The 19,836-nt window shown below is 62.8% G+C and carries 21 protein-coding genes and 1 pseudogene; 7 read left to right on the forward strand and 15 right to left on the reverse strand.

Features of this window, described 5'->3' with window-relative positions; translation table 11 throughout:
* Positions 1-43: 43 nt before the first annotated feature.
* Genes BLR13_RS19520 through BLR13_RS19540 form a run of 5 tightly spaced genes read right to left on the reverse strand, consistent with a single transcriptional unit; the run spans position 44 to position 2,872 of the window.
* Positions 44-511 carry a DUF1178 family protein gene (locus BLR13_RS19520; protein WP_074820451.1) on the reverse strand — a complete coding sequence of 156 codons (468 nt, stop codon included), beginning with the start codon at positions 509-511 and terminating at the stop codon, positions 44-46.
* On the reverse strand, positions 508-1,386 hold the full coding sequence (locus tag BLR13_RS19525) for a carbon-nitrogen hydrolase family protein (RefSeq protein ID WP_074820448.1): 879 nt from the start codon (positions 1,384-1,386) through the stop codon (positions 508-510). Before BLR13_RS19525 ends, BLR13_RS19520 begins: the two co-directional genes overlap by 4 nt.
* Positions 1,383-1,658 carry a glutaredoxin 3 gene (gene grxC, locus BLR13_RS19530; RefSeq protein ID WP_074820446.1) on the reverse strand — a complete coding sequence of 92 codons (276 nt, stop codon included), beginning with the start codon at positions 1,656-1,658 and terminating at the stop codon, positions 1,383-1,385. Before grxC ends, BLR13_RS19525 begins: the two co-directional genes overlap by 4 nt.
* A gap of 43 nt (positions 1,659-1,701) precedes the next feature.
* On the reverse strand, positions 1,702-2,511 hold the full coding sequence (locus BLR13_RS19535; RefSeq protein WP_074820445.1) for a ComF family protein: 810 nt from the start codon (positions 2,509-2,511) through the stop codon (positions 1,702-1,704).
* Between the two features lie 55 nt (positions 2,512-2,566).
* Positions 2,567-2,872, reverse strand: coding sequence for an NIPSNAP family protein (locus BLR13_RS19540; protein ID WP_074831326.1), 306 nt, complete (start codon positions 2,870-2,872; stop codon positions 2,567-2,569).
* 155 nt (positions 2,873-3,027) lie between these two features.
* Here BLR13_RS19540 and BLR13_RS19545 point away from each other — a divergent pair, with 155 nt between their 5' ends.
* Positions 3,028-3,870, forward strand: coding sequence for a methyltransferase domain-containing protein (locus tag BLR13_RS19545; RefSeq protein ID WP_074820443.1), 843 nt, complete (start codon positions 3,028-3,030; stop codon positions 3,868-3,870).
* A gap of 138 nt (positions 3,871-4,008) precedes the next feature.
* On the opposite strand, the gene BLR13_RS19550 is transcribed toward BLR13_RS19545, so the two are convergent.
* The 3 genes from BLR13_RS19550 to BLR13_RS19560 form a co-directional block, all read right to left on the reverse strand.
* The gene (locus tag BLR13_RS19550; RefSeq protein ID WP_074820441.1) at positions 4,009-4,419 is read right to left on the reverse strand and encodes a (deoxy)nucleoside triphosphate pyrophosphohydrolase; all 411 of its coding nucleotides are present in this window, start codon (positions 4,417-4,419) and stop codon (positions 4,009-4,011) included.
* A 27-nt stretch (positions 4,420-4,446) separates the two neighbouring features.
* Entirely contained in the window at positions 4,447-5,688 is a 1,242-nt protein-coding gene (gene argJ, locus BLR13_RS19555) for a bifunctional glutamate N-acetyltransferase/amino-acid acetyltransferase ArgJ (RefSeq protein ID WP_074831324.1), read from the reverse strand.
* A gap of 169 nt (positions 5,689-5,857) precedes the next feature.
* The gene (locus BLR13_RS19560; protein ID WP_074820439.1) at positions 5,858-6,799 is read right to left on the reverse strand and encodes a peptidylprolyl isomerase; all 942 of its coding nucleotides are present in this window, start codon (positions 6,797-6,799) and stop codon (positions 5,858-5,860) included.
* Positions 6,800-7,146: 347 nt separating this feature from the next.
* Between BLR13_RS19560 and secA the strand changes: the two genes are divergently transcribed.
* A complete protein-coding gene (secA, locus tag BLR13_RS19565) occupies positions 7,147-9,984 on the forward strand; it encodes a preprotein translocase subunit SecA (RefSeq protein WP_074820438.1) in 2,838 nt (945 codons plus the stop codon).
* A 139-nt stretch (positions 9,985-10,123) separates the two neighbouring features.
* Here the strand turns inward: secA and BLR13_RS40230 are convergent, their stop codons facing one another.
* Both BLR13_RS40230 and BLR13_RS19570 read right to left on the reverse strand, forming a co-directional pair.
* Complete coding sequence (locus BLR13_RS40230) at positions 10,124-10,381, reverse strand: hypothetical protein (RefSeq protein ID WP_143039714.1); 258 nt, start codon at positions 10,379-10,381, stop codon at positions 10,124-10,126.
* A 271-nt stretch (positions 10,382-10,652) separates the two neighbouring features.
* Positions 10,653-10,871 carry a hypothetical protein gene (locus tag BLR13_RS19570; protein WP_074820436.1) on the reverse strand — a complete coding sequence of 73 codons (219 nt, stop codon included), beginning with the start codon at positions 10,869-10,871 and terminating at the stop codon, positions 10,653-10,655.
* 594 nt (positions 10,872-11,465) lie between these two features.
* Between BLR13_RS19570 and BLR13_RS40235 the strand changes: the two genes are divergently transcribed.
* The 3 genes and pseudogenes from BLR13_RS40235 to BLR13_RS19590 all read left to right on the forward strand — a co-directional run.
* Positions 11,466-12,002 carry a peptidoglycan-binding domain-containing protein gene (locus tag BLR13_RS40235; protein WP_171944902.1) on the forward strand — a complete coding sequence of 179 codons (537 nt, stop codon included), beginning with the start codon at positions 11,466-11,468 and terminating at the stop codon, positions 12,000-12,002.
* A gap of 40 nt (positions 12,003-12,042) precedes the next feature.
* A protein-coding gene (locus tag BLR13_RS19585; RefSeq protein WP_143039769.1) for an IS630 family transposase occupies positions 12,043-12,988 on the forward strand; the annotation gives its coding sequence in 2 pieces (ribosomal slippage) (positions 12,043-12,380 and positions 12,379-12,988; 948 coding nt in all).
* A 9-nt stretch (positions 12,989-12,997) separates the two neighbouring features.
* Positions 12,998-13,579: pseudogene (locus tag BLR13_RS19590) on the forward strand (L,D-transpeptidase); the annotation flags it as partial.
* A 3-nt stretch (positions 13,580-13,582) separates the two neighbouring features.
* Here BLR13_RS19590 and BLR13_RS40240 read toward each other — a convergent pair.
* The 5 genes from BLR13_RS40240 to BLR13_RS19610 all read right to left on the reverse strand — a co-directional run bounded on the left by BLR13_RS40240 (position 13,583) and on the right by BLR13_RS19610 (position 17,880).
* Complete coding sequence (locus BLR13_RS40240; protein WP_283806918.1) at positions 13,583-13,786, reverse strand: low affinity iron permease family protein; 204 nt, start codon at positions 13,784-13,786, stop codon at positions 13,583-13,585.
* 13 nt (positions 13,787-13,799) lie between these two features.
* Complete coding sequence (locus tag BLR13_RS19595; RefSeq protein ID WP_074820425.1) at positions 13,800-15,299, reverse strand: L,D-transpeptidase family protein; 1,500 nt, start codon at positions 15,297-15,299, stop codon at positions 13,800-13,802.
* 293 nt (positions 15,300-15,592) lie between these two features.
* Entirely contained in the window at positions 15,593-16,555 is a 963-nt protein-coding gene (locus tag BLR13_RS19600; RefSeq protein ID WP_074820424.1) for an acetyl-CoA carboxylase carboxyltransferase subunit alpha, read from the reverse strand.
* A gap of 202 nt (positions 16,556-16,757) precedes the next feature.
* A complete protein-coding gene (gene xerD, locus BLR13_RS19605) occupies positions 16,758-17,717 on the reverse strand; it encodes a site-specific tyrosine recombinase XerD (RefSeq protein ID WP_074820422.1) in 960 nt (319 codons plus the stop codon).
* A 16-nt stretch (positions 17,718-17,733) separates the two neighbouring features.
* A complete protein-coding gene (locus BLR13_RS19610; RefSeq protein ID WP_074820420.1) occupies positions 17,734-17,880 on the reverse strand; it encodes a histidine kinase in 147 nt (48 codons plus the stop codon).
* 142 nt (positions 17,881-18,022) lie between these two features.
* Between BLR13_RS19610 and BLR13_RS19615 the strand changes: the two genes are divergently transcribed.
* Positions 18,023-18,655 (forward strand): shikimate kinase, encoded by a 633-nt coding sequence (locus BLR13_RS19615; protein ID WP_074820418.1) that lies wholly within the window; start codon positions 18,023-18,025, stop codon positions 18,653-18,655.
* 13 nt (positions 18,656-18,668) lie between these two features.
* A complete protein-coding gene (aroB, locus tag BLR13_RS19620) occupies positions 18,669-19,814 on the forward strand; it encodes a 3-dehydroquinate synthase (protein ID WP_074820416.1) in 1,146 nt (381 codons plus the stop codon).
* The last annotated feature ends 22 nt before the right edge of the window (positions 19,815-19,836 follow it).

The raw sequence follows: 19,836 nt of genomic DNA on the forward strand, positions 1-19,836 counted from the left end.
CGCGATGGATTGCTTCGCTTCGCTCGCAATGACGGCGGAAGCGTCAGTTCCGGTCGTCCGGCAGCACCGGCAGCGGCGAAACTTCGACGCCTTCGTCGATCAGCGAACGTGCTTCCTCGGGCGAGGCCTCGCCATAGATCGGGCGATGTTCGATATCGCCGTAATGCATCTTGCGCGCTTCGTTGGGAAAGCGCTCACCGACATTGTCGGCGTTCTTGACGATATGGTCGCGCAATTCCTTGATCTTGGCGCGCAGCTCGAGCTCCTGCGCCATCAGCAGCGGTGTCGATCCCTGTGCGGTCGCGTCCGCCGTCGGCGCCTCGGGCACGGCGGCCTCGCGGCCCTTCTTGCTGACGATCTGCGGGGCCATGATAGCGCGTTCGACCTTGACCGAGCCGCAGGCCGGGCAGCTCACCAGCTTGCGCTTCTCCTGGCTCTCATACGCCGCAGAGCTTTGGAACCAGCTTTCGAAGCTATGGCCCTTCGCGCAGCGTAGGTTGTACCGGATCATGCCGAGCCCCGGACCAGGTGCAGATGCTCCGGGCCGGCCTTGGGATCGGCAATACCGAAGCGCCGTCCATGCTGCAGCGACGGCACGGTTTTCCGCGCGGTCTCGACTTTGGAGGGATCAATCTTGGCGAGGAATACGCCGGGTTCGACGCCGCCTTCGGCCAGAATCTCGCCCCAGGGTGCGATGATCAGCGAATGCCCGTAGGTCTCGCGCTTGTTCTCGTGCATGCCGGCCTGGGCTGCGGCGAACACGAAGCAGCCGTTCTCGATGGCGCGGGCGCGCAGCAGCGTGTGCCAATGCGCCTCGCCGGTCTTTTTGGTGAAGGCCGACGGTACCGCGAGGAACGACGCGCCGGTTTCGGCGAGCGCGCGATACAGCGCGGGAAAGCGCACATCGTAGCAGATCGTGAGACCGATGCGGCCCCACGGCAGGTCCGAGATCACGGCGGTCTCGCCCGGCTGGTAATTGGCGGATTCGCGATAGCTCTCGCCGCCGGGCAGATCGATGTCGAACATGTGGATCTTGTCGTAGCAGGCGAGCACGTTGCCGTCAGGCCCGATCAGGAACGAGCGGTTGACCGCCTTCTCCGGCGAAAAGCGCAGCGCCAGCGAGCCGATATGGAGATGGATCTTCAGTTCCGCCGCCAGCGCGCAATAGGCCTTCAGCGACAGGTCGTCTTCCTCGGCGGCGAGATGCTCGAACAGCGCCTTGCGGTTCAGTTGCATCATGTTGCTCACCTCGGGGGTGAGCACATAATCGGCGCCCTGGGCGGCCGCCTCACGGATCAGTCGGGTGCCTTGCTCCAGGCTCGGCTCGGGCAACAGCCCGGTGCGCATCTGCACCATGGCCGCGGTAAAGCTCTGGTCAGCGCTCATGATGAGGCCTTTTCTCCCGCCAGCATGGCGTCTAGCTTGCCTGCGCGGTCCAGCGCATAGAGCTCGTCGCAACCGCCGACATGGGTTGCACCGATGAAGATCTGCGGAAAGGTCGAGCCGTCGCCGGCGCGATCATACATCTGATCGCGATGCGCGGGGTCGCTGGCGACGCTCAATTCGGTGAACGCGGCATTCTTGCGCGTCAGCAGCGATTTGGCGGCGGTGCAATAGCCGCAGCCCGGACGGGTGTAGATTTCAACGGCAGCGGTCATGGTGCGCTCTGGTTCGCAAGACTTTGAACTACAAGACTTTGAATTATATGGGAGCCCGGTGGGTGTCCACAACCCGCGCGAATACCAGCACGTCGACCTGCGCGGCCTTGGCGCGCAATAGGGCACGGGCGCAGGCATCCGTGGTGGCGCCAGAGGTCAGGACGTCGTCGACCAGGACGACGCGGCGTCCGGCGATATCGGCGCTGCGCTCGGGCGCGACCTTGAAGGCGCCCTGCACGTTGCTGGCGCGCTGCGGCCGCGACAGCCCGATCTGCTGCTCGGTCGCGCGGACCCGCCGCAGCGCCTCGGTGGCCAGTTTCACGCCGGTTTGGCGCGAAATCACCCGTGCCAGTGCGCCGGACTGGTTGTAGCGGCGGCTCCAGCCGCGGCGCCAATGCAGGGGAACCGGCACCAGCACGTCGGCCTCGGCGAGCAGTTCGTGGCCGGCGCGGGCCATCCAGCGGCCCATGGCGGGCGCCAGATCGGTGCGGTCCTGGTATTTCAGGGCATGGATCAGCGTGCGTGCGACGTCGTCGTAGCGCACGGCGGCGCGGGCTCTGTGGTAGGCTGGCGGATTGGCGATCGCCTCCATCGACAGCAATTCCGGCCCGGGATCGTAGATGAAGGGAATGCCGAGCCGCGGACAGAACGGCGGCGCGACGAACGACAGTTTGGCCCAGCATTCCGCACAGACGCCTTCGCCGTCGACCGGCTCGCGGCAGGAGACGCACAGCGTCGGCAGCGCAATGTCGAGCGCGAGCCGCGGAATATGCGCGAACGCGCCGCGGCACGCATTGAGCGCGCCGCGCAGATGGCCGGCGATGGAGTGTGGTGGTGATGCCTCGGCGTCCATGGTGCGAGGCTAGCGCCGTCCGGCGTCAGGCTCAAGCCGATCCCGCGGCCGCCTCTCAGGGAAACACCGGCCGGAAGAATGATCGTTCATACCGGATGAAGCAGCGGGTTTGCTTCGCAAAGTCGATCGCTTTCTGAACGTCCGGATCTCCGGCGCTGTCCTTCCGGTATTGTTCGTAGGCTGCAAGGCTCGGGAAGCTGAACATCGCGAGAGCAATGTCGCTCGCGCCTTCGGACGGCAGGAAGTAGCCGTGATGGATGCCGCCGAATCTCGGCACCAGTTCGATCCACATCCTGCCATAGGCCTCGAATTCGGCGAGCTTACCCAGAGGGACTTCGTATCGCAGGTAACAAGTGATCATCGTCCGATGCTCCGTCGCGCCGCGAACCGCGCGCGCATTGATAGCTTGGCTGGGAGGCGCGGTCATGCCGAATTTCGTTCGATTCAGTCCGGATTGGCGAAGCCGCGCGCATCGTGAGGGATTGAGATGGACTGCTGACCGTCGTACCAACCGGCATGGCTTCAGACCCGAACACTGCGCCCCATCTGTTCGACCGCGCCTTGCTGCGGGCGCGGATGGATCGTGCGCGGCGGGCCGGGCCGGTGGCGTTCCTGCTCGATCGTGTCGTGGAAGACATGGCGGACCGGCTGCAGGCGGTGACGCGCGGGTTTTCCGACGTGGCGGAAATTGGGTCACCCGGTGAATTGCTGCCATGGCCGCTCGCAGATCGCTTTGCGTCGATCACCCGCGTCGATCTCGATGAATCCGAAACCCTGCCGCTCGAGCCGGAATCGCTCGATCTCGCACTCTCCGCGCTCGCGCTTCAGTTCGTCAACGATCTGCCCGGCGTGCTGACGCAGATCCGCCGCGCGCTGAGGCCGGACGGGCTGTTGCTGGCGGCGATGGTCGGCGGCGATACGCTGACCGAACTCCGACAGTCCTTTGCCGCGGCGGAAGCCGAGTGCGAAGGCGGCGTCTCGCCGCGGGTCGCGCCGTTTGCCGATCTGCGCGACATCGGCGGCCTGCTGCAGCGCGCTGGCCTGGCGCTGCCGGTCACCGACGTCGACCGCGTCGTGGTGCGCTACGACAGCGCGTTCGCGCTGATGGCCGATTTGCGCCGGATGGGTGCGACCAACATTCTGATCGAACGGCGGCGGATACCGACCCGCCGCGCCACCATGCTGCGGATGGCGCAGATCTACGCCGAGCGTTTCGCCGACCCCGACGGGCGCATCCGCGCCACCTTCGACATCATCTGGCTCTCGGGCTGGGCGCCGCATGACAGCCAGCCCAAACCGCTGCGGCCGGGCTCGGCGAAATCGAGTCTCGAAGCGGCGGTGAAGCGGGCGCCGAAGTAAAGTCGTCATTGCCGGGCAACAGCGCGAAGCGCGTCTTCGCGCTAGGTGACCCGGCAATCCATCTCGCTTCGCAAGATTCTTTTCAGATGGATGCCCGGATCAAGTCCGGGCATGACGGCAGTGGGCGCGGTTGCCGCCTCACATCAACAAATCGATCAAATGCGGGATCAGCGGAATGTCCGCAGGCGGCATCGGGTAATCGCGCAGTTTGTTGGCGCGGACCCACGCCAGTTGCTGGCCCTCGCGGGCGGTCACGATGCCTTCCCAGCGCCGGCAAATATAGAGCGGCATCAGCAGATGGAAGGTTTCATAGGCGTGGCTGGCGAAGGTCAGCGGCGCCAGACAGGGCTCGGCGACATCGATCCCGATCTCCTCGCGCAGTTCGCGGATCAGGGCCTGCTCCGGCCGTTCGCCGGGATCGAGCTTGCCGCCGGGGAATTCCCACAGCCCGGCCAGCGCCTTGCCTTGCGGGCGTTGCGCGATCAGCACGCGCTTGTCGGCGTCGACCAGGGCACAGGCGACCACGAGGGTAAGTTTGATCTCAGCCATGCGCGGTCGCTTCGGGCTGCGAGCTATTCACGACCGGTAATCGCCGTTGATCGCGACATATTCCTTGGTGAGGTCGCAGGTCAGTACGCGGTCGCGGCCCTTGCCTAATCCAAGCGAAACCTTGATCTGGATCTTCGGGTTCTTCATCACCTCGGATACTTCCGCCTCGTTGTAGGACGGATCGCGCGCGCCGCTCTTGGCGACGCGGATGCCGTTGAACGAGATCGAGAGCTTGTCGCGGTTGGCAGGCTCGCCGGCCTTGCCGACCGCCATCACCACTCGGCCCCAATTGGCGTCCTCGCCGGCGATCGCGGTCTTGACCAGCGGCGAGTTGGCGATCGACATGGCGATCTTGCGCGCCGACGACTTGGTGGTGGCGCCCTCGACAATGATCTCGACCAGCTTGCGGGCGCCTTCGCCGTCACGCGCCACCTGCTCGGCGAGATCCGCCAGCACTTCGCGAAACGCTTTTGCAAATGCCTTCAGCCTGGGATCGCTGGCGCGGGTGATCTTTGGTGCGCCATGGGCAGCGGCAGCACCGGTGGCGAAAGCGAGCAGGGTGTCGGAGGTCGAAGTGTCGCTGTCGATGGTGACGGCGTTGAAGGTGTCCTCGACGCCGCTCTTGAGCAGCGATTGCAGCACGGCGGATGACAGCGGCGCATCGGTGAACACGAATGACAGCATCGTTGCCATGTCGGGCGCGATCATGCCGGCGCCCTTGGCCATGCCGTTGATGGTGACCTTGGCCTTGCCAAGCTTCACCGTCGCGGTCGCGACCTTCGGAAAGGTATCGGTGGTCATGATCGCCTTCGCGGCGCCCATCCAGTCGTCTGGCGTGGCACTGTCGGCCAGCGTCGCCAGCACGCCGTCGAACTTGGTGGCGTCGAGCGGTTCGCCGATCACGCCGGTGGAGGCCAGGAAGATTTCATTGGCGCTGCAGCCGACCGCTTTTGAGGCGATCGAGGCCGTCAGCGCCGTCGACTGCCGGCCGGTCTTGCCGGTGAAGGCGTTGGCATTGCCGGAATTCACCACCAGCGCGCGCGCCTTGCCGGGACCGAGCTTGGCGCGGCACCATTCGACCGGCGCGGACGGGCATTTCGACCTGGTGAAGACGCCGGCGACGGCGGTGCCCTTGTCCATGACGGCCAGTAGCACGTCGGTGCGCCCCTTGTAGCGGATGCCGGCCGCCGCGGTGGCAAGCCTGACGCCCGCAATCGCGGGCATGTCGGGGACATCGGTCGGGGCGAGGGGAGAGACAGCGGTGGACATGCGAGCACCTTCTTCGACCGGTTCGACAATCGGCAGATCCGGATTCATGCCGGCCTTCCACGTCCCCGGGGCCGGTCGACGGCATCCCCAGACGTAGAATGGCCGGGCACTTCGGCCCGGCCATGACGATGGTAAATACTATTGGTCTCGAAGAAGTGACAGCGAATTTTTACTTCTTCGCCGGCGCCATCTTGGAATCCTTCGCCGCGTCGGGTTTCGCCGGGGCGGTTTCAGGCTTGGGCGCATCCGGCTTCGCCGCGGTCTCGGCCGGCTTGTCCATGCGCTCGATCTTGGCCGCTTCGCGCAGCTTGCCGACGTATTCGGCCTGCGCCTTGCGCGTCACATAGGTCTCGATCTGAGCCTTGACCTGCTCGAAATCGGGCGCCTTGCGGCTGCGCTTTTCCTCAACCTTGATGACGTGCCAGCCGAACTGCGACTTGACCGGATCGGAGATCTTGCCGGGCTCGAGCGTGAAAGCGACGGCGGAGAATTCCGGCACCATCTGTTCCTTGGTGAAGAAGCCCAGATCGCCGCCATCGGACGCGCCGGGATCCTTGGACTTCTTCTTGGCCAGCTCGGCGAAATCCGCGCCCTTGTCCAGCTCGGCCTTGATCGCCTTGGCCTCATCCTCGGTCTCGACCAGGATGTGGCGGGCATGAACTTCCTGCTCGCCGGTGATCTGCTTGGAGGCCTCCTCGTAGACCTTCTTCATGGCGTCGTCGGTGGTCGCGGCCTTGCCTTCGGTGGCCAGCAGGCTGTCCATCAAGAGGCGGCTGCGCGTGAACGCCATCCGCCGCTTGAAATCCTCGGAATTCTCGACCTTCTTGTCCTCGGCGGCCTTGGCGACGATCTTCAGGTCGATCAGGAAGGACAGCACGTTGTCCTTTTTGGTGGCCGGATCCATCTGGGCGAGGCTGGGACCGAGTTCCTCTTCGGCGAGGGCGACGTCGCTCTGGCGGATCTCCACGCCGTTGACCTTGGCGAGAACGGGATTGTCCTCGGCTCGGACCGGCAGGCCGGTGGCCAAAAGCGCGGCCAGGCAGCCGGTCACGGCCAGGGAGGCCAAGCCGAAGCGCAGGCCGGTTTTCGTTTCCGGGAACGAGGAGGTCATGCAAAATCCTTGTCTTGAAGAAGGGGAACGCCAAAGGCGGCGGGACACTCGCCCAATCGTGAGGGCTTGGCAACGCGAAAAGTCTGTCAAAATGATGAATTCCTTGACATACGGGCCACGTTGACAACCCCCCGGCCCAGCCATATCTCTGCCGGAACCTATCGACGGTATTAAGCTTATTTTGCTGTGGTTTTTGCCGTTGAACCTTGGATTGCTTAATTCCCACTCATCAGGCGGATGGCCCCTCAAAAGGGGCGTTCGCCACGACGCGTCACGGTGAGTTGATAGGCAGCCCGGTGGGACCACGTCACGGCTGAAACGCAAGTACGGCAAAGGCAGGAATTGGCATGATCGGCGCGCTCGCCCGCAAGTTTTTCGGCTCCGCCAACGATCGGCGGGTGAAGGGATATCAGTCCCGCGTCAACGACATCAACGCGCTTGAGCCCGAGCTCGCCGCGCTGTCGGACGAGGCGCTGAAGGCCCGCACCGCCGAGTTCCGCCAGCAGCTCGCCGACGGCAAGACGCTCGACGACATCCTGGTGCCGGCCTTCGCCACCGTGCGCGAGGCGGCCAAGCGCACCCTCGGCCAGCGCCATTTCGACGTCCAGCTGATCGGCGGCATGGTGCTGCACGAGGGCGACATCGCCGAGATGAAGACCGGCGAAGGCAAGACGCTGGTCGCGACGCTTGCGGTCTACCTCAACGCGCTCGCCGGCAAGGGCGTCCACGTCGTCACCGTCAACGACTACCTCGCCAAGCGCGACTCCGAATGGATGGGCCAGATCTACGGCTTCCTCGGCATGACCACCGGCGTGATCGTCCACGGCCTCGACGATGCCGAGCGCAAGAATTCCTATGCCTGCGACATCACCTACGGCACCAACAACGAATACGGCTTCGACTATCTGCGCGACAACATGAAGTACCGGCTCGAGGACATGGTCCAGCGCAGCCACTTCTACGCCATCGTCGACGAAGTCGACTCGATCCTGATCGACGAGGCGCGCACGCCGCTGATCATTTCCGGCCCGCTCGACGATCGCTCGGAATTCTACAACACCATCGACACCTTCCTGCCCAAGCTCGACAAGACCGACTACGACGTCGACGAGAAGCAGCGCACCGTGACGCTGACCGAAGCCGGCATGGAGAAGATCGAAACGTTGCTGCGCGACGCCGGCCAGCTCAAGGGTGAATCGCTCTACGACATCGAGAACGTCTCCGTCGTGCATCACATCAACCAGGCGCTGCGCGCCCATTCGCTGTTCAATCGCGACAAGGACTACATCGTCCGCGACGGCGAAGTCGTCATCATCGACGAGTTCACCGGCCGCATGATGCAGGGCCGCCGTTATTCCGAGGGCCTGCACCAGGCGCTGGAAGCCAAGGAGCACGTCCAGGTCCAGCCGGAAAACCAGACGCTGGCCTCGATCACCTTCCAGAACTATTTCCGGATGTACGAAAAGCTCGCCGGCATGACCGGTACGGCGCTGACCGAAGCCGACGAATTGTTCGACATCTACAAGCTCGAGGTCGTGGAGATCCCGACCAATGTGAACATCGCGCGTCTCGACGAGGACGACGAAGTCTACCGTACCCAGAACGAGAAATACGCCGCGATCCTGGCCGAGATCGAGCGCGCCAATGCGCGGCTGCAGCCGGTGCTGGTCGGCACCGCCTCGATCGAGAAGTCGGAAGTGATCGCCGAATACCTCAAGAAGCACGGCTACAAGCAGATCGATTTCGGCGCGGAATCCGGCATGGACAAGCTCTATGCCGCGGCCCGCGCCGGCAAGCCGGCCAAGCTGTTCGCGGTGCTGAACGCGCGCTTCCACGAGCAGGAAGCCTATATCGTCGCCGAAGCCGGCGTCCCCGGCGCGATCACGATCGCGACCAACATGGCCGGCCGCGGTACCGACATCAAGCTCGGCGGTTCGCTGGAGATGCGGATCCTGCACGAGACCGCCGACATCACCGACGAGGCCGAGAAGGCCGCCAAGATCGAACTCATCAAGGCCGACGTCGAGCGTTTCCGCGACATCGTGCTGAAGGCCGAGGACGAGGTCGAGATCGAGCCCGCCAAGGGCGGCAAGCCCGCGAAGACCGTCAGGAAGCCGGGCGGCCTCTACATCATCGGCTCGGAACGGCACGAATCCCGCCGCATCGACAACCAGCTTCGCGGCCGCTCCGGCCGCCAGGGCGATCCCGGCCGCTCCAAATTCTTCCTGTCGCTGGAAGACGATCTGATGCGGATCTTCGGATCCGACCGGCTCGACTCGATGCTGACGCGGCTCGGCCTGAAAGAGGGCGAGGCGATCATCCATCCCTGGATCAACAAGGCGTTGGAGAAGGCGCAGCAGAAGGTCGAGGCCCGCAACTTCGACATCCGCAAGAACCTGCTCAAGTTCGACAACGTCCAGAACGACCAGCGCAAGGTGATCTTCGACCAGCGCATCGACCTGATGAAGGACGACAGTGTCGCCGAGACGGTGGCCGACATGCGCCACGCTTTCGTCGAGGACGTCGTCGCCAAGCACGTGCCCGAGCATGCCTATGCCGAGCAGTGGGACGTCGCCGGGCTGAAGGACGAATTGAAGCGCGTGCTCGACGTCGACCTGCCGGTCGAGACGTGGGCCAAGGAAGAAGGCATCGCCGACGAGGAGTTGCTGGCGCGCATCGAGAAGCATGTCGACGAGCACATGGCGGCGAAGGTCGCGCAATGGGGTCCCGACGTGATGCGCTACGTCGAGAAGACCATCCTGCTGCAGACGCTCGATCATCTCTGGCGCGAGCACCTGATCATGCTCGACCATCTGCGCCAGGTGATCGGCCTGCGCGGCTACGGCCAGCGCGACCCCTTGCAGGAATACAAGTCGGAGGCGTTCAGCCTGTTCGAGGCGATGATCGCGCATCTGCGCGAGGCGGTGACGGCGCAGTTGATGCGCGTCGAAATCGTGCCGCCGGAGGAACAGCAGCCGGCCTTGCCGCCGATGGAAGCGCACAAGCTCGATCCCAATACCGGCGAAGACGAGATGGCCTTCGCCGGCGCCTCGCTGGTGCCGGCGACCGCCGCCGCCGACCGCGATCCGAAAAACCCCGCAAGCTGGGGCAAGGTCGGCCGCAACGAGGATTGTCCGTGCGGATCCGGCAAGAAGTACAAGCACTGCCACGGGCGCTATGCTTAGGCGCACAATAGGCAATACTTTGAGTTAAGCTGGCGAATCGATCGCCGACTCATTGAAGGTATTTCAACCTGCTTGCTGATCTTCAGGGGCACCACGGCTGGAAGGCGCTCGCTCCGTCAACGAAAGGATATGGAAGACCTTACCGCTTCGGTCGGGCCAATATTACACCAACAAGAAATGCGACTCCGAGTGCTTGCAAAGGTGCCTGCCGAGTCCATTTTCTAACGACATGCAACGGCATTCCCGGCAAGTTTAATTTCCTTGCTGTTGTGTGGACCTTTTCAACCACGGAGAAAAGATCCTCCGCAAACTGGTCCACCAATGCTCGATTCGCATCTTCGGGACGCCCCTTGCCCAAGGTTTTTGGAGCGTTGAGCTTGTCAAGCAACTCACCCATTAGCAGAACTTTCTGTTGTTGAGTCTACTGCGCCTCGGGTGACGGTTAAGGCGCCGTCTTCATCCGGCGCCGAAAGTACAATGTGAAATCCGGCATCGCCAAGTTGCTGGACGTCGCACTTCGCCATCTTGGCTTCACTTTCAGGCACAACATAGTCGTGCCAACTGATGGGTTGAGCCACAGCAACCAGAGGCGTGCACGTAAGCGCTATAATAAAAAACGACCCGGTTCTCATTTCCCACCCTTCGAACAAATTGGCGGGCGACCAAAGTCAGCTACGGGGCATAATTTGTAGCTCCAGCAAAGCCAGCCGTTGCAGCGCAACAGGATCTCGTTCGCCGTCTTTGGCACTGCGGAGGATAGACTGGGCTATCGATTGTACGTTCGATGAACTCACCGGATCTGGAAGTGTTGCGACGGCCGCCTCCATCGCAGACTGCAGGATAGCGACGGTATCCGGTGAAAAGGATGCGTTAGCGAAGTCTTTCATGGCTTTGTTCCCGGCCAAGGATGCGAGCGGCGCTAAACAGGCGATGCAGGCTATGACCTCAACGGTCCAATAGGTGCGTCGTTCCGAGCTTAGCAGGTGGTTTCACGCAGAAAGCCGAGAGGGGCGGCCAGACAGCTCGACCAGGAGAGCTACGTTTAAATTGGCCTGTTCAGTGGATCGGGAACCAACGTTCTTCTCGCCGCATTGTTGAACAGTTTCATTGACCCTTCGAGGCACATCCGTGAGATTTTTGACAGTCATGCTCGTTGGAGCGTCGCTTTCGCTTGCCGCTTGCGGAAAAGACCCCGGGCCCAAGGGCGACCCAGGACCGCAGGGTCCCGCAGGGCCTCAAGGGGCGCAAGGTATTCAAGGAGTTGCCGGGACACAGGGCCAAACTGGCGCCCAAGGTCCGCAGGGGCCGCAAGGTGCTCCTGGGGACAAAGGAGTGAAGGGTGAAAAGGGAGAGAAAGGCGATAAGGGTGACCCCGGTACCCCAGTTCGTGTCGTGCAGGCCGACGGGCAGGTAAGTTGCGAGGCGACCGAGATTTTGGCCTCGGTGTTCTGCCCGAGCGGTGGTGCTCCCAATGGAGCAAATTGCGCCACCCCACCGACCGTCGCTCTCTGTTTGAAGAAGCCCTCACCGTGACCGAGCATATACCCAAGGTTCGACGCATAGCTCGCTTGTTGCCGGCTTCGAGCCTATGGGTTTGCCTGGTATTGCCCGCTTGGGGAGCAACGCTCGATGCTTCGGCAATCAATAATGCTCAATATAGCTCCAAGCGGACATCTAAAGATTCCGTAGACCCAGCAGTCGTCAAAGCCGAAATTCTCCTTGACCGTGCGCAGTTCTCGCCGGGCGAAATTGACGGCAAGCTTGGTGCGAATGCGCAAAAAGCGTTGAAGGCGTTTGCCCTGGCCAACGGTCTTCCGACAAGTGACGCTCTGACGGCGGATTCGTGGACGAAGCTCGTCGCGACTAGCCAAGACCCGGTCATCATTGAATACAAGATTACAGAAGGCGATGTGAAAGGACCTTTTTTGAAAAGGCTGCCTTCGAAGCTCGAAGATATGAAAGACCTAAAGTCTCTAGAGCATTTTCCATTTTCTGTGAATCGAAGGGATTCCCATTGAGCTGCGAATAAGATTCTGTGGCCTTCTCGGACTGAGGAGGCTGGCAATGGGGTATTCGAACGACTTACGAATTCGAGTGATCCAGGTTGTTGAGGGTGGCGCGGCGGCGCGGGCTGCGGCAAGACAGTTTGTGATTGGGGATTCGACGGCGATCCGCTGGGCACAGCGCTGGCGGGAGACCGGTAGCTTTGAGGCCAAATCCAACAAGGGTCAGAGCCGGTCGCCGTTGAAGAAGCATGAGGAATGGTTGCTTGGGTTGGTTCGGCAGGAACCGGACCTGACTCTGGAAGAGATCCAGCGCCGTCTGCTCGATGAGCATCAACAAAAGGCGGGAATCGGGTCGGTCTGGCGGTTCTTCGACCGCCACGGCATCAGCTTCAAAAAAAAGCGTTCGGGCGGCCGAGCAAGATCGGCCTGACGTCGCCGCGGCGCGGACGGCATGGGCGGACAATCAACCCAAGCTCGATCCCGACCGACTGGTCTTCATCGACGAAACCGGCACCTCGACCAAGATGGCACGGCTGTACGGCCGGGCTCCGCGCGGCGAGCGGCTGGTCGGCAAAATCCCGCATGGTCACTGGAAAACCAGCACCTTTGTTGCGGGCCTGCGCTCCACAGCCCTTACCGCACCATGCGTCATCGACGGCCCGATGAACGGCAATGCCTTCCTCGCCTATGTCGAACAGGTCCTGGTACCGACCCTCAAGCCAAACGACATTGTCGTGCTGGACAATCTCAGTGCCCATAAGGTGCCGGGGATACGTGAAGCGATCGAAGCTGCAGGCGCAAAGCTGCTTTACCTGCCTCCCTATTCGCCGGACTTCAATCCGATCGAGCAGCTCTTCGCAAAACTCAAAGCCTTGTTACGAAAGGCTGCCGAGCGCTCCGTGGAGAGCCTCTGGAACCGCATCGCCTGCCTGCTCGACGCCTTCCTGCCGGACGAATGCGCCAACTACTTCCGCAACTCCGGATATGCCGCATGCTAGGTGGAAAATGCTCTAGACTACTCCAGCCCACGGGAGGGCATCGCAGAGCGATTTCATATGAGCGAAGCTCTGCTGGTACTTTTGAATCCTGGTAAGCAGTTTGACAAAGCAGGCGACACAATTTCGGTGGCGAACGTCTTGAACAAGCGTTCAGCAACGATCGGCCGAATTGAAGTCTACAAGACGATTCAAGCCGTTAAGGTCTTCGACCCCTCGGGCGCGATGGTTGCATTTTTTCCGGCGTCTGTTGGCAGCGAAGAGAAGCCCACACCTACCGGTACGTTTAAAGTCAGCTCGTCTGATGCCAACCCAAATTATCGCTATAATCCAGATTACAAATTCAAAGGCGTGAAGACCAAAAAGCCGTTCACAATTGGGCCAGGACCAAACAATCCTGTCGGGTCATATTGGATTGGCCTGTCTGCAGAAGGCTACGGCATCCATGGCACGCCCAATCCAAGCAAGGTAGGCAAATCTGAGTCTCATGGGTGCGTCCGGTTAACCAACTGGGATGTGGCTTGGCTCGGCAAAAACGTAAAGAAAGGTACGCCTGTTGCGTTTATCGATGAGCCGCAAGCTGATCGAAAATAACGATCAAGTGGTTTTCGACACGCCCATCGTGCCGCCTTCACCGATATGGCTTCCCTTCTCACTGTTCATCTCCTTACGAACTGATTCAATTTCCCTTTCGGAAAGCTTCTCAATTCCCGCGAGCTTGTTACGAGCTTCCGTGGCTCTGATCAGCTCGTCCATATTCAGGGAATACTGGACTGGAGATTGTTGTTTTGCAGGAGTCAGAAGCGCTTCGCGCTTACTTCACTGCCCCGAAGCGGCTGTCGAACGAGTTCGACGACACGATCGGCGCCGAGCCCGCAACCTGGCTGGGTGCTGAGGGCGCAGGGGCGACGGCTTGCGCCGGCGCATCGGAGACGGACGGTTTTAACGCCGGCTTGGCGGCGGCAACCTTGGGCGCTGACGTCTTCGGGACCGATGCTTCCGGGCGCGGCGTTTCGGTTCGCTTGGCCTCGATCACCTTCGGCTTCGCGGGCGGCGGCGGTGCGCTGGCCGTGGTGGCGGTCGAATCCGCGGTGCCGCCGATGCCGACCTTGCGGGCGAGGCTGGAGAAGAAGCCGTCGTTCTGCGCTGTCGGCGCGGCGTTCGCGACCCGGGTCGGTCCGGCCGTCGGCGCCGGTGCTGCCGCCAGTTTCGGCTCTTCGGGCGCGCCCTGCAGCAGGTTGTCGGACGGCGACGCCGGCGCACGGGGCGGATTGACGGTTGACGGAATGGTGCCCGGCGCGCGCGACAGCGCCAGCACCGACAGGCCCTGGCTGTCGCCGCCTTCGGACAGGCCGGTGTTGCCTTCAGGCACCCGGGCGGCGAATATCTTGTTCATGCCGCCGTCGATGCCGGTATTGATCCGCGCAACCGGTGTTCCCTTGGCAATCAGCTTGGCGGTCTCGGCGAGATCGGTGGCCTGCTTCTCGCGCACGGCGTCGGCGACCTCTTCCGGAATCGCGTAGGCCGGGCACTTGGCGGAGGCGTCGAACACGGGGTCACGCGTGGCGTTCGGCGCCCGCATGGCATCAAACACGTATTTCTTTTCGCAGAAATCGACCTTGGGCTCCTGCTTTGTCACCTCGAAATGATCGTAGCCTTCCTTGATCATTTTCCAGAACGGCATGTTCGGGTTGTTGCGGTGCTTGGCCATGTTGATCGGCGTCATCCGGAACGGATAGGCCTGCAACTGGAACGATTTCTGGCCGCCAAAGAACGATTCGCGGCCGAGCGAATAGATTTCCGCGATCTGCTCGTCGGTCATGGCGTAGCAGCCGCGCGAGGAGCAATCGCCGTGTACCATCAACTGCGAGCCGGTACGGCCGAGCGAACGGTCGAACGCGTTGGGATAGCCGGTGTTGAAGGAGAGGTAGTAGGCCGACTGCGGATTCATCTGCGCCGGCGAAATATTGTAGAAGCCTTCCGGCGCCTGACGGTCGCCTTCGCGGACCTTGGGTCCGAGATCGCCGGACCAGCGGCAGATCGGATAGGTCTTCAGCAGCGCAAAGCGTCCTGAGCGATCCTGCTTCCAGACCTCAAGCTCGGCTTCCTGCTTGAACAGCCGGACCAGGACCGGCGAATTCAGGTCCATGTCCTTTTCGACCATCGCCTGGATCAGCTTCGGCGGGACCGGCTGATTGGCCTTGGCGTTAGTGGCGAGTGAGATTTCGTCGCTGTTGCAGCCGGCCAACAGCACACCGGCACCCGCAAGGGCAGCCGACGTGACGAGCGCGCGAACCAGCGAGCGGTATTTCAAAGGCTAAGCTCCACACCCATCGGGCAATGTTCGCACCCCAACCATAGCGTCATGCCCTGAAGCCAATGTATAAAATCTTACCCTTTGGCCCTTTTGGTCGCAACCTGAACCAACCGTGCCGGCCGGCTCCACGGCGGGCATGGTCAACAGAAGTTAAAGAACGGGCTCGGGGCCTAATTGCGGCCGAAATCAATGATTTGATCAAAAATTGGCGGTTTTGGGGGCGGCCATGGCGTTTTCGAGCGAAGTGGAGCCCGGTTCGCGTCAAGAAAACGTGTCAAAGCAAAAGTGCCCTAGCCGAGCTTGCGGCCGATATCGAGGAATTTCTGCCGGCGCTGCCGGCGGACGCCGTCCGCATCGAGGTTGCGGAGGTCGTCGAAGGCCTGCGCGATGGCATCGCCGGTGGCCGCGATCATGACGGCCGAATCACGGTGGGCGCCGCCGGCGGGCTCTTTCAGGATCTGGTCGATCACGCCGAACCGCAGCATGTCCTGGGCCGTGATCTTCATGCTGGTCGCGGCTTCCTGGGCCTTGGTGCCGTCGCGCCACAGGATCGAGGACGCCGCTTCCGGCGAGATCACGCTGTAGATCGCATGTTCGAACATCAGCACCTTGTTGGCGGTGGTGATGGCGATGGCGCCGCCGGACATGCCTTCGCCGGTGACGATCGCGACATTGGGTACGCCGAGCGACAGGCAGGCATCGGTGGAGCGCGCGATCGCTTCCGCCTGGCCGCGTTCCTCGGCGCCGATGCCGGGATAGGCGCCGGCCGAATCGACAATCGACAGCACCGGGATGCCGAACCGGTCGGCCATCTCCATCAGGCGCACGGCCTTGCGGTAGCCTTCGGGGCGCGCCATGCCGAAATTATGCTTGATGCGGCTCTCGGTGGTGGCGCCCTTTTCCTGGCCGATGACGCAGATGCTCTCGCCGCGGAAGCGGCCGAAGCCGCCCATCAGCGCCTCGTCCTCGCCGAACTTGCGGTCGCCCGCCATCGGCGTGAATTCCGATATCAGCGCGTTGACGAAATCGGTGAAGTGCGGCCGCTGCGGATGCCGCGCCACCAGCGTCTTCTGCCAGGGCGTCAGGTTGGCGTAGAGGTCCGTCAGCGCCTGCGACGCCTTGTCCTCGATCCGCGTGATCTCGTCGCCGATGTCGCTGCCGGTCGCGGCAAGCGCACGCAACTCGTCGACCTTGGCCTCGAGTTCGGCGACGGGTTTTTCGAAGTCGAGATAGCTGCGCATCTGATCCGGCATCAAATCAATATAGGGAACAACGCGACAGGACGCGAAGCGGTTTCGATCCGTCCCCAGAAAGCACGCATCTTCAATGATTTAGCGTGGATTTCAACTGCGGAGAGCCTGATTGCGAAACGCACGCCGAGCACGGCCGCGGGCGGGAGACGGCTCTTTCGGGGGAGACGGCGCGGAAGTCAAGGCGTGCGGGTCACGGCGAAGTCTACTTCTCCGCCAGCGGATGCAGGTCGCGCACCAGGCTCTTCAGCCGTTCCTCGACCACATGGGTATAGATCTGCGTGGTCGAGATATCGGTGTGGCCGAGCAGCGTCTGCACGATGCGCAGGTCGGCGCCGTTGTGCAGCAGGTGGCTGGCAAAGGCGTGGCGCAGCACGTGCGGCGACACCAGCCGCGGCGCGAGACCTGAGGCGGCCGCCAGTTCCTTCAGGTCGCGTGCAAAATGCTGTCGCGTCAGATGTCCGCTCTCGCCGAAGGAGGGAAACAGCCATTTCGAGGCGGGGGTGTTTTTCTTGTTCTCGGGCTTCAGTACCTCCATCGCGGCGAGATAGTCGGCCATCGCCTGCCGGGAGGCTTCGTTCAGTGGCACCAGCCGTTCCTTGTTGCCCTTGCCGCGCACCACGATCATGCGGATGTCGCGGCGCGAGGCCGACAGCGGCAGCGCCACCAGTTCCGAGACGCGCAGGCCGGTGGCGTACAGCACTTCCAGTAGGCAATGCAGCCGCAGCGCGCGCAGCCGCTGCTGCGGCGAGGCGTCCTGCTCCGTCAGTTCCTTGGCCCGCGTCAGCATGCGATCGACGTCCGCTATCGACAGCACCTTGGGCAGGCCGCGGCCGCGCTTCGGACCCGACAGGATCGCTGCCGGATCGTCGCTGCGGATTCGCTCGTTCAGCAGGAAGCGAAACAAGTGCCGCATCGCCGACAGCCGCCGCGCCACGCTGGAGGACTTGAAACCTCTCGCATCGAGATCGGCGAGGTAGTTCCGCAAGGCTTCCGTTTCGGCGCCGGCAAAGCTCTGGCTGCTGCGACCGAGGAATTCGGAAAAATCCGTCAGGTCGCGGCGATAGGCGTCGAGCGTATTGTCGCCAGCCCCCTGTTCCGCCGCGAGCATGTCGAGGAACAGGTTGATCAGTTTGGCGTCGGAGGTCTTCGATGGGTTCCGCATCGTCAGACCATAGCGCCTATTTCTTGAGGAACTTGTCTGCCGGAATGGTGACGGTCATTTCTCGGGGCTTCGGATTGACGAAATTCGCCAGCGCGAAAATAGCACCGTAGATCACCCCGGCGATGACGCCGACGACCGTCAGAAAGCGGAACAGACTAGGCATATGGGGGCTCAGGCGGCGAAATTAACCATTGAAATCATCCAACATGTTCCCCGCCGGCTTGCAAGAGTCTCTGGCAAGGGCGTCGCTGGGGGTAGTATAGGTGGCCCCGAACGCCCAAAAATCCATCGATGACCGAGTTTTGATGCCCGAGACCGCCGCCCAGGTACCCGCCAGTACCCCTCAGGATGCCGAGATCGCGGCCGCCCTGGGAACGCGGTCGGTCGTGCTGGTCGGCATGATGGGGGCCGGCAAATCCACCATCGGCCGCCGGCTGGCGGCGCGGCTGCGGCTGCCGTTTCTCGACGCCGACATCGAGATCGAGGCGGCGGCGAGCATGACGATACCGGAAATCTTCGCGGCCCACGGCGAGCCGTATTTCCGGGACGGCGAGGCGCGGGTGATCGCGCGGTTGCTCGACAACGGACCGGCGGTGGTTGCGACCGGCGGCGGTGCCTTCATGCGCGAGGAGACCCGCAACCTCATTCGCGCCAAGGCGGTTTCGATCTGGCTCAAGGCCGACGCCGACGTGATCATGAAACGCGTCAAGCGCCGCGCCGACCGGCCGCTGCTGCAGACCGAGGATCCGGCTGCGACCGTTAGCCGTCTGCTCGAAGCGCGCGAGCCGGTCTATCAGACGGCCGACCTGACAATCTGGTCGCGCGACGTGCCGCACGATCGCATCGTCGACGAATGTATCGATGCCTTGCGCGCCCGGCTGGGTGTCGGCTCTGCGGCGGTCCAACCAACACCGGATGGGATCAGCGCCACGCCATGACTTTGGGACCAAAATGACTGCGCCACTGAAACATTCCGCCGATATCACCGTCGACGTCGCCCTCGGCGACCGCGCCTATGACATCGTCATCGGCCGTGACGTGCTGCCATCGCTGGGCGCACGCGTCGCCGCGTTGCGGCCCGGCGTGCGGACCGCTATCGTCACCGATCGTACCGTCGCCAAGCACTGGCTGGAGCCAACCGAAAGCTCGCTGGCCGCTGCCGGCATCCCGACCTCGCGCGTCATCGTCGAGGAAGGCGAAGGGTCGAAAAGCTATTCGGGTCTGGAAAAGGTCAGCGAGGCGCTGATCGCGGCGAAGATCGAGCGCAACGATCTCGTCGTCGCACTCGGCGGCGGCGTGGTCGGCGATCTCGCCGGCTTCGCGGCGGCGATCCTGCGCCGCGGCGTCGATTTCGTGCAGGTGCCGACCTCGTTATTGGCGCAGGTGGATTCCTCCGTCGGCGGCAAGACCGGCATCAATTCGCCGCAGGGCAAGAACCTGCTCGGCGCGTTTCACCAGCCGGTGCTGGTCATCGCCGACACGTCCGTGCTCGACACGCTGTCGCCGCGCCAGTTCCGCGCCGGCTATGCCGAAGTCGCCAAGTATGGCGCGCTCGGCGACGAGGCGTTCTTCGCCTGGCTCGAGGCCAACCATGCCGATATCTTTTCGGGCGGTGCGGCGCGCGAGCACGCGATCGCGACGTCGTGCCGGGCCAAGGCGGCGATCGTGTCGCGCGACGAGCGTGAAACCGGCGAGCGCGCGCTGCTCAATCTCGGCCACACCTTCGGCCATGCGCTGGAAGCGGCAACCGGCTTCTCCGATCGCCTGTTCCATGGCGAAGGCGTTGCCGTCGGCATGGTGCTGGCGGCGGAATTTTCCGCCAAACTCGGCATGATTGCCGAACAGGATGTGGTCCGCATCGAACGCCACCTTGCTGCGGTCGGTCTGCCGACCCATTTGCAGGATATCGCAGGCTTCGCCCAGGAAGGGCTGGCAGATGCGGATGCGCTGATGGCGCTGATGGCGCAGGACAAGAAGGTCAAGCGCGGCAAGCTGACCTTCATCCTGCTCGAGGCGGTCGGCCGCGCCGTGATCGCCAACGACGTCGAGCCCGCACTGGTTCGCGATTTTCTGCAGGCCAAACTGGCCAAAGCGTGAGTGCTGTCGCTTAACTCTGTCC

It is taken from the genome of Bradyrhizobium ottawaense (assembly GCF_900099825.1).
Classification (GTDB): Bacteria; Pseudomonadota; Alphaproteobacteria; order Rhizobiales; family Xanthobacteraceae; genus Bradyrhizobium; species Bradyrhizobium ottawaense_A.